Raw genomic sequence first — 5,742 nt, 5'->3', positions numbered from 1 at the left:
CGTGAAAGCCTGAGCCCGCGGATGCGGGCGCCGGCGACCGAGGCCAGGGAGAAGGTAGGGCAAGCGCGCTCGAGCGATTGCCCTGGACTCACATGATCCAGGCCGATCTCTCGGGCCGGCGGGTCCTCGTCACCGGTGCCGCCTCCGGCATCGGGCTCGCTGCCGTGGCGCTGTTTGCCCGCTGCGGCGCCCGCGTCGCCCTCAACCACCTCGCCGGGGATGCCCGCGGCCCCGAGGCCGTCGCGCATCTCGCCGCGGAGGGCCTTGCCGTTCACGCGCTGCCCGGCGACGTGTCGCGGCCGGGCGAGGCGGAGGCGATGGTGGGCCGCGGGATCGACGAACTCGGCGGCCTCGACGTGCTGATCAACAACGCCGGCACCTCGGGCACCACGGCGCCGATCGAGTTCGCCGACCTCGACGCGATGACGGAGGAATTCTGGGGCACGATCCTGGCCACGAACCTCGTCGGGCCCTATCGCTGCGCGCGGGCCGCGGCGCCCGCCCTGAAGGCCGCCCGCGGGGCCATCGTCAACACCGCCTCGGTGGCCGGCCTCGGCCGGCGGGGCTCCAGCATCGCCTACGCGGCGAGCAAGGCCGGCCTGATCAACCTGACCCGTAGCCTCGCCCGCGCGCTCGCGCCGGAGGTGCGGGTCAACGCCGTCGCGCCCGGCCTCGTCGCCACCCCCTGGACGGAGGGCTGGCCCGAGGCGCGCAAGGCCGCCACCGTCTCGCGCACCCTGCTGGGGCGGATGGCGAGCCCCGAAGATATCGCCGAGGCCATGCTCTTCCTGGCGGCAGGGGCCGCCTACGTCACCGGCGAGACCCTGACCGTGGACGGCGGGACGATGTGAACGGGAGGCACCACAGATGTCGGTCAAGACGGTCGTCACCTGCGCCCTGACGGGCTCCTTCGACACGCCCTCCAAGAACCCCGCCGTGCCGGTGAGCCCGAAGGCCATCGCGGCGTCGGCGGTCGAGGCGGCCGCCGCCGGGGCCGCCGTGGTCCACATCCACGTGCGCGACCCCGGGACGGCGCGGCCGAGCATGGAGCTTGCCCACTATCGCGAGACCGTCGCGCGCATCCGCGATCGGAACGAGGATGTGATCCTCAACCTGACCACGGGGGCGGGCGGGCGCTTCGTGCCGGGGGAGGACGACCCGGCGCTCGCCGGCCCCGGCACCCTCTTCGCCTCGCCCGAGGTTCGCACCCGCCACGTCACGGCGCTGCGGCCGGAGATCTGCACCCTGGACGTCGCCACGATGAACTTCGGCGAGCACCTGTTCCTCAACACCCCCGCCCACCTGCGGGCGATGGCGCAGGCGATCGCGGCGGCAGGCACGCGGCCGGAGATCGAGGTGTTCGACCTCGGCCACATCGAACTCGCCCGGCACCTGATCGCAGAAGGGCACCTCGCCGCCCCGCCCCTGTTCCAGATCTGCCTCGGCATCCCCTGGGGCGCGCCGGCGACACCCGAGGCCCTGGTCCAGATGCGGGCCCGGCTGCCGGCGGACGCGGTCTGGTCGGCCTTCGGCATCGGGCGGGCCGAGTTCCCGATCCTGGCGCTCGCCGCCACCATGGGCGGCAACGTCCGGGTCGGCCTGGAGGACAACCTCTACCTCGCCCGCGGCACCCTCGCCCCGAGCAACGCGGCGCTGGTCGAGAAGGCGGTGAGCCTGCTGGCCCACCTCGACTGCGCCCCGGCCACCCCGGACGAGGCGCGGGCGATCTTCGGGATCGGGCGCGCTCCCCACGCCCCGGAGAGCGCCTGACCGGCGGTCCCGGTGACAGCGATCCCGTTCAGCCACCCCGGCCGGCTGACACGCCCCGGATTTGCGCGCTCAATGGCGCCGCGCGCCCTGCCGTCCGGGCGCGTTCCGTCGAGCGGCGACCAACGCCCGCCGACGCCAACGGACACGGGAGAGACGCTCCAATGCCGATCCGCCATCTCGTCGCCGCCGCCCTCTGGCTTGCCGGCGCGCAGGCCGCGTCAGCCGAGGACAAGGCTCTCGTTCCCGTCAAGGTCGGCGTGCTCAACGACCGCTCGGGCGTCTATTTCGACTCCACCGGCGAGGGCGCCGTGGTCGCGGCCCGGCTGGCGCTGGAGGATTTCAGGCCGGCCGAGCACGGGCTCTCCGTCGAGATCGTCTCCGCCGACCACCAGAACAAGCCGGACGTGGGCGCCGCCGTCACCCGGCAATGGTACGACCGGGACGGGGTCGACGCGGTCTTCGACGTGCCGACCTCCTCGGTGGCCCTGGCCGTCAACCAGATCACGAAGGAGCGCAACAAGGTCTTCGTCAATTCCGGCGGCGGCACGCCGGACCTCACCGGCGCGCAATGCACCCCCAACACCGTGCACTGGACCTACGACACCGTGGCGCTGGCCAACAGCAACGGCAAGGCCATGCTCAAGCGCGGGGGCGACACCTGGTTCTTCCTGGCGGCCGACTACGCCTTCGGCCTGGCCCTGGAGCGCGACACCCGCGCCGTCGTGCTCAAGAACGGCGGCACGGTGCTCGGCACGGTCAAGACGCCCTTCCCCTCTGCCGACTTCTCCTCGTTCCTGATCCAGGCCCAAGGCTCGGGCGCCAAGGTGATCGGGCTCGCCAATGCCGGGGGGGACGCCGCCAACGCCATCAAGCAGGCCCACGAGTTCGGCATCCGCCAGGGCGGGCAGGCGCTGGCCGCCCTGCTGATCTCGTCGACCGACATCCACGCGCTCGGCACCACGATCGCCCAGGGGCTGACCCTGACGGAGGCCTTCTACTGGGACCTCAACGACGGCACCCGCGCCTTCTCGGAGCGGTTCGCCAGGCTCAGCAACGGCAAGAAGCCGACCGCCTACCAGGCCGGCGTCTACGGCGGCCTGCTGCACTACCTCAAGGCCGTGGCCGCCCTGCACGCGGCCAACGACGGCGCGCAGGTGGTGGCCAAGATGAAGGAGATGCCCACCGACGACCCGCTCTTCGGCAAGGGCACGATCCGCGCCGACGGGCGCAAGATCCACGACATGTACCTGTTCGAGGTCAAGGCGCCGGCCGAGTCGACGGGCGAGTGGGACCTCTACAAGCTCGTCGCCACCAACCCCGGCAAGGACGTGTTCCGCCCCCTCGAAGAGGGCGGCTGCCCCCTGGTGAAATGACCCGCGCCCGGCCGCGCGGTTACTCCACCGTCACCGACTTGGCGAGGTTGCGCGGCTGGTCCACGTCCTTCCCCATGAAGACGGCCGTGTGGTAGGCGACCAGCTGGATCGGCACGGCGTAGACGATCGGCGCCACCGTCGCGTCGAGGTCCGGCATGGTCACGGTGGCCAGCGTATCGAGGCCGTGCTCGGCCGCGCCCTTGGAATCGCCGATCAGCACGATCCGGCCCCCGCGGGCGGCGACCTCCTGCATGTTCGAGACCGTCTTCTCGAACACCGCGTCGTGGGGGGCGATCACGATCACCGGCACGCTCTCGTCGATGAGCGCGATGGGGCCGTGCTTCAGCTCGCCCGCCGCGTAGCCTTCGGCGTGGATGTAGCTGATCTCCTTCAGCTTCAGGGCGCCCTCAAGCGCCATCGGGTAGCTGGTGCCGCGGCCGAGATAAAGCACGTCGCGGGCCTTGGAGACCTCGCGGGCCAGGATCTCGATCTCGCCCTCGCGGGTCAGCGCCTCGGCCATCAGGCCCGGCACCGTGATCAGGGCGTCGACCAGGCGGCGCTCCTCGGCGGCGTCGATCGTGCCCCGCGCCCGGCCCGCGGCGATGGCCAGGCACAGCAGCACGGTCAGCTGGCAGGAGAACGCCTTGGTGGAGGCGACCCCGATCTCGGGGCCGGCCAGCGTCGGCATCACCACGGAGGATTCCCGCGCGATGGTCGAGGTCGGCACGTTGACGACGGACAGGGTGTGCTGGCCCTGGGACTTGGCGTAGCGCATCGAGGCCAGGGTGTCGGCGGTCTCGCCCGATTGCGAGATGACCAGCGTCAGCCCGTCGCGCTCCAGGGGCGCCTCGCGGTAGCGGGCCTCGGAGGCCACGTCGATCTCGACGGGCAGGCGCGCGATCTGCTCGAACCAGTAGCGGGCCACGAGCCCGGCGTAATAGGCCGTGCCGCAGGCGGTGATCGACAGGCGCGACAGCCGCGCGAAGTCGAAGGGCAGGGGCTCGGGCAGGACGACGCGGCCGGCGGCGAGGTCGACGTAGTGGGCGAGCGTCCTGCCCACCACCTCCGGCTGCTCGTGGATCTCCTTGGCCATGAAGTGGCGGTGGTTGCCCTTGTCCACCCGGTAGGCCTGCGTGGCGATCTTCTGGCGGGGGCGCTCGACCGGCGCGCCGTGGATGTCGCGGATCTGCGCGCCCTCCCGCGTCAGGATCGCCCAGTCGCCCTCCTCCAGGTAGGTGATCGCGTCGGTGAAGGGGGCGAGCGCCAGGGCGTCCGAGCCGAGATAGGTCTCGCCCGCCCCGAAGCCGATGGCCAGCGGCGCCCCGTGGCGGGCGCCGATCAGCAGGTCCGGCTCGCCCGCGAACAGGAAGCCGAGGGCGAAGGCGCCGCGCAGGCGCGGCAGGGCCTCGGCCACGGCATCCACGGGACCGAGGCCCCGGTCCATGTTCCGGCTGACCAGCTGGGCCACCACCTCGGTGTCGGTCTCGGTCTCGAAGCGGACCCCGTCCGCCTCCAGTTCGCGCTTCAGCTCGCGAAAGTTCTCGATGATGCCGTTGTGGACCACGGCCAGCCGCGCGGTGGCGTGCGGGTGGGCGTTGGTCTCGTTCGGGCGTCCGTGCGTCGCCCAGCGGGTGTGGCCGATGCCGATGCTGCCCGAGAGCGGAGCGCGCTCAAGCTTGGCCCGCAGGTTGGCGAGCTTGCCCTCGGCCCGCCGGCGCTCCAGCCGCCCGTGCTCCAGGGTGGCGATGCCGGCCGAGTCGTAGCCGCGGTATTCCAGCCGCCGCAGGGCCTCGATCACCTGATCCGCGACCGCCTCGCGCCCGACGATGCCGACGATGCCGCACATGATGCCTGTCTTCCCCTCATTGCCTCGTCTCACGGGTTACGACCCGTGAGGCCCGGCGGACGGCCGCCGCCCCGCGTTGGCGGGGGAAGAACCTCGATGAGTCGTCCTCATCGCGGCTCGGTCTCGGCCCGCCCTGCCCTGGCGCAAGGACCGCGCCGGCCCGTTGCAGTGCGGCAAGGGGCCGGGTTGTACCGGATCGGGACGGGCAAGGGCCAGCCCTGCCCCGCTCCAGCACCGGCCGTTCCCGATCGAGGATCGGCCTGCAAACCTCACCGGATGCTTGAGGTGCTCCCTGCAAACTCCGAACAGGCTTAAGATTTCCTGGCGCGGGCGTCCTTCTCGGCGTTGAGGGCAGCCCGCTTGGCTTCCGCCCAGCCGGGCTTCAGGGACTGACGGCCGCGGGCGACGGCGAGCGCCCCGTCCGGCACGTCCGCGGTGATGACAGAGCCCGAGGCGACGTAGGCGCCCGCCCCGATGCTGACCGGGGCCACCAGGGCCGAGTTCGAGCCGACGAAGGCGCCGGCCCCGATCGTGGTGCGGTGCTTGTTCACGCCGTCGTAGTTGCAGGTGATCGTGCCGGCCCCGATGTTGGCGCCCGCGCCGATCCCGGCATCGCCCAGATAGGTCAGGTGCGAGGCCTTGGCGCCCGCCCCCATCCGCGCGTTCTTGAGCTCCACGAAGTTGCCGATATAGGCGCCCGCCTCCAGGACGGCCCCTTCGCGCGGCTGCGCGGCGGGGCCGTCCTGGAGGCGG

5 protein-coding genes are annotated in these 5,742 nt (G+C 72.2%); 3 read left to right on the top strand and 2 right to left on the bottom strand.

The window, feature by feature from the left end; all coding sequences use genetic code 11:
- Positions 1–92 precede the first annotated feature (92 nt).
- From COGEMETH_RS01885 to COGEMETH_RS01875, 3 genes are all read left to right on the top strand, one after another.
- Positions 93–851 (top strand): SDR family NAD(P)-dependent oxidoreductase, encoded by a 759-nt coding sequence (locus COGEMETH_RS01885; protein ID WP_238180928.1) that lies wholly within the window; start codon positions 93–95, stop codon positions 849–851.
- 16 nt (positions 852–867) lie between these two features.
- The gene (locus COGEMETH_RS01880) at positions 868–1,770 is read left to right on the top strand and encodes a beta-keto acid cleavage family enzyme (protein WP_238180927.1); all 903 of its coding nucleotides are present in this window, start codon (positions 868–870) and stop codon (positions 1,768–1,770) included.
- 161 nt (positions 1,771–1,931) lie between these two features.
- The gene (locus tag COGEMETH_RS01875) at positions 1,932–3,143 is read left to right on the top strand and encodes an ABC transporter substrate-binding protein (protein ID WP_238180926.1); all 1,212 of its coding nucleotides are present in this window, start codon (positions 1,932–1,934) and stop codon (positions 3,141–3,143) included.
- A gap of 19 nt (positions 3,144–3,162) precedes the next feature.
- Here the strand turns inward: COGEMETH_RS01875 and glmS are convergent, their stop codons facing one another.
- The gene (glmS, locus tag COGEMETH_RS01870; protein WP_238180925.1) at positions 3,163–4,989 is read right to left on the bottom strand and encodes a glutamine--fructose-6-phosphate transaminase (isomerizing); all 1,827 of its coding nucleotides are present in this window, start codon (positions 4,987–4,989) and stop codon (positions 3,163–3,165) included.
- 311 nt (positions 4,990–5,300) lie between these two features.
- A partial coding sequence (locus COGEMETH_RS01865; protein WP_283214948.1) for a DapH/DapD/GlmU-related protein occupies positions 5,301–5,742 on the bottom strand: 442 nt, incomplete at its 5' end.

This window comes from Methylobacterium trifolii, assembly GCF_022179685.1.
In the GTDB taxonomy this organism is placed as follows: domain Bacteria; phylum Pseudomonadota; class Alphaproteobacteria; order Rhizobiales; family Beijerinckiaceae; genus Methylobacterium; species Methylobacterium trifolii.
The sequence above is the reverse complement of the archived record's forward strand: the minus strand, read 5'-3'. Positions and strand labels throughout refer to the sequence as shown.

Excerpts from the sequence above, each read along its gene's own strand:
- COGEMETH_RS01880 (WP_238180927.1), top strand. The coding sequence starts at position 868 with ATGTCGGTCAAGACGGTCGTCACCTGCGCCCTGACGGGCTCCTTCGAC.
- COGEMETH_RS01885 (WP_238180928.1), top strand. The coding sequence starts at position 93 with ATGATCCAGGCCGATCTCTCGGGCCGGCGGGTCCTCGTCACCGGTGCC.
- glmS (WP_238180925.1), bottom strand. The coding sequence starts at position 4,989 with ATGTGCGGCATCGTCGGCATCGTCGGGCGCGAGGCGGTCGCGGATCAG.
- COGEMETH_RS01875 (WP_238180926.1), top strand. The coding sequence starts at position 1,932 with ATGCCGATCCGCCATCTCGTCGCCGCCGCCCTCTGGCTTGCCGGCGCG.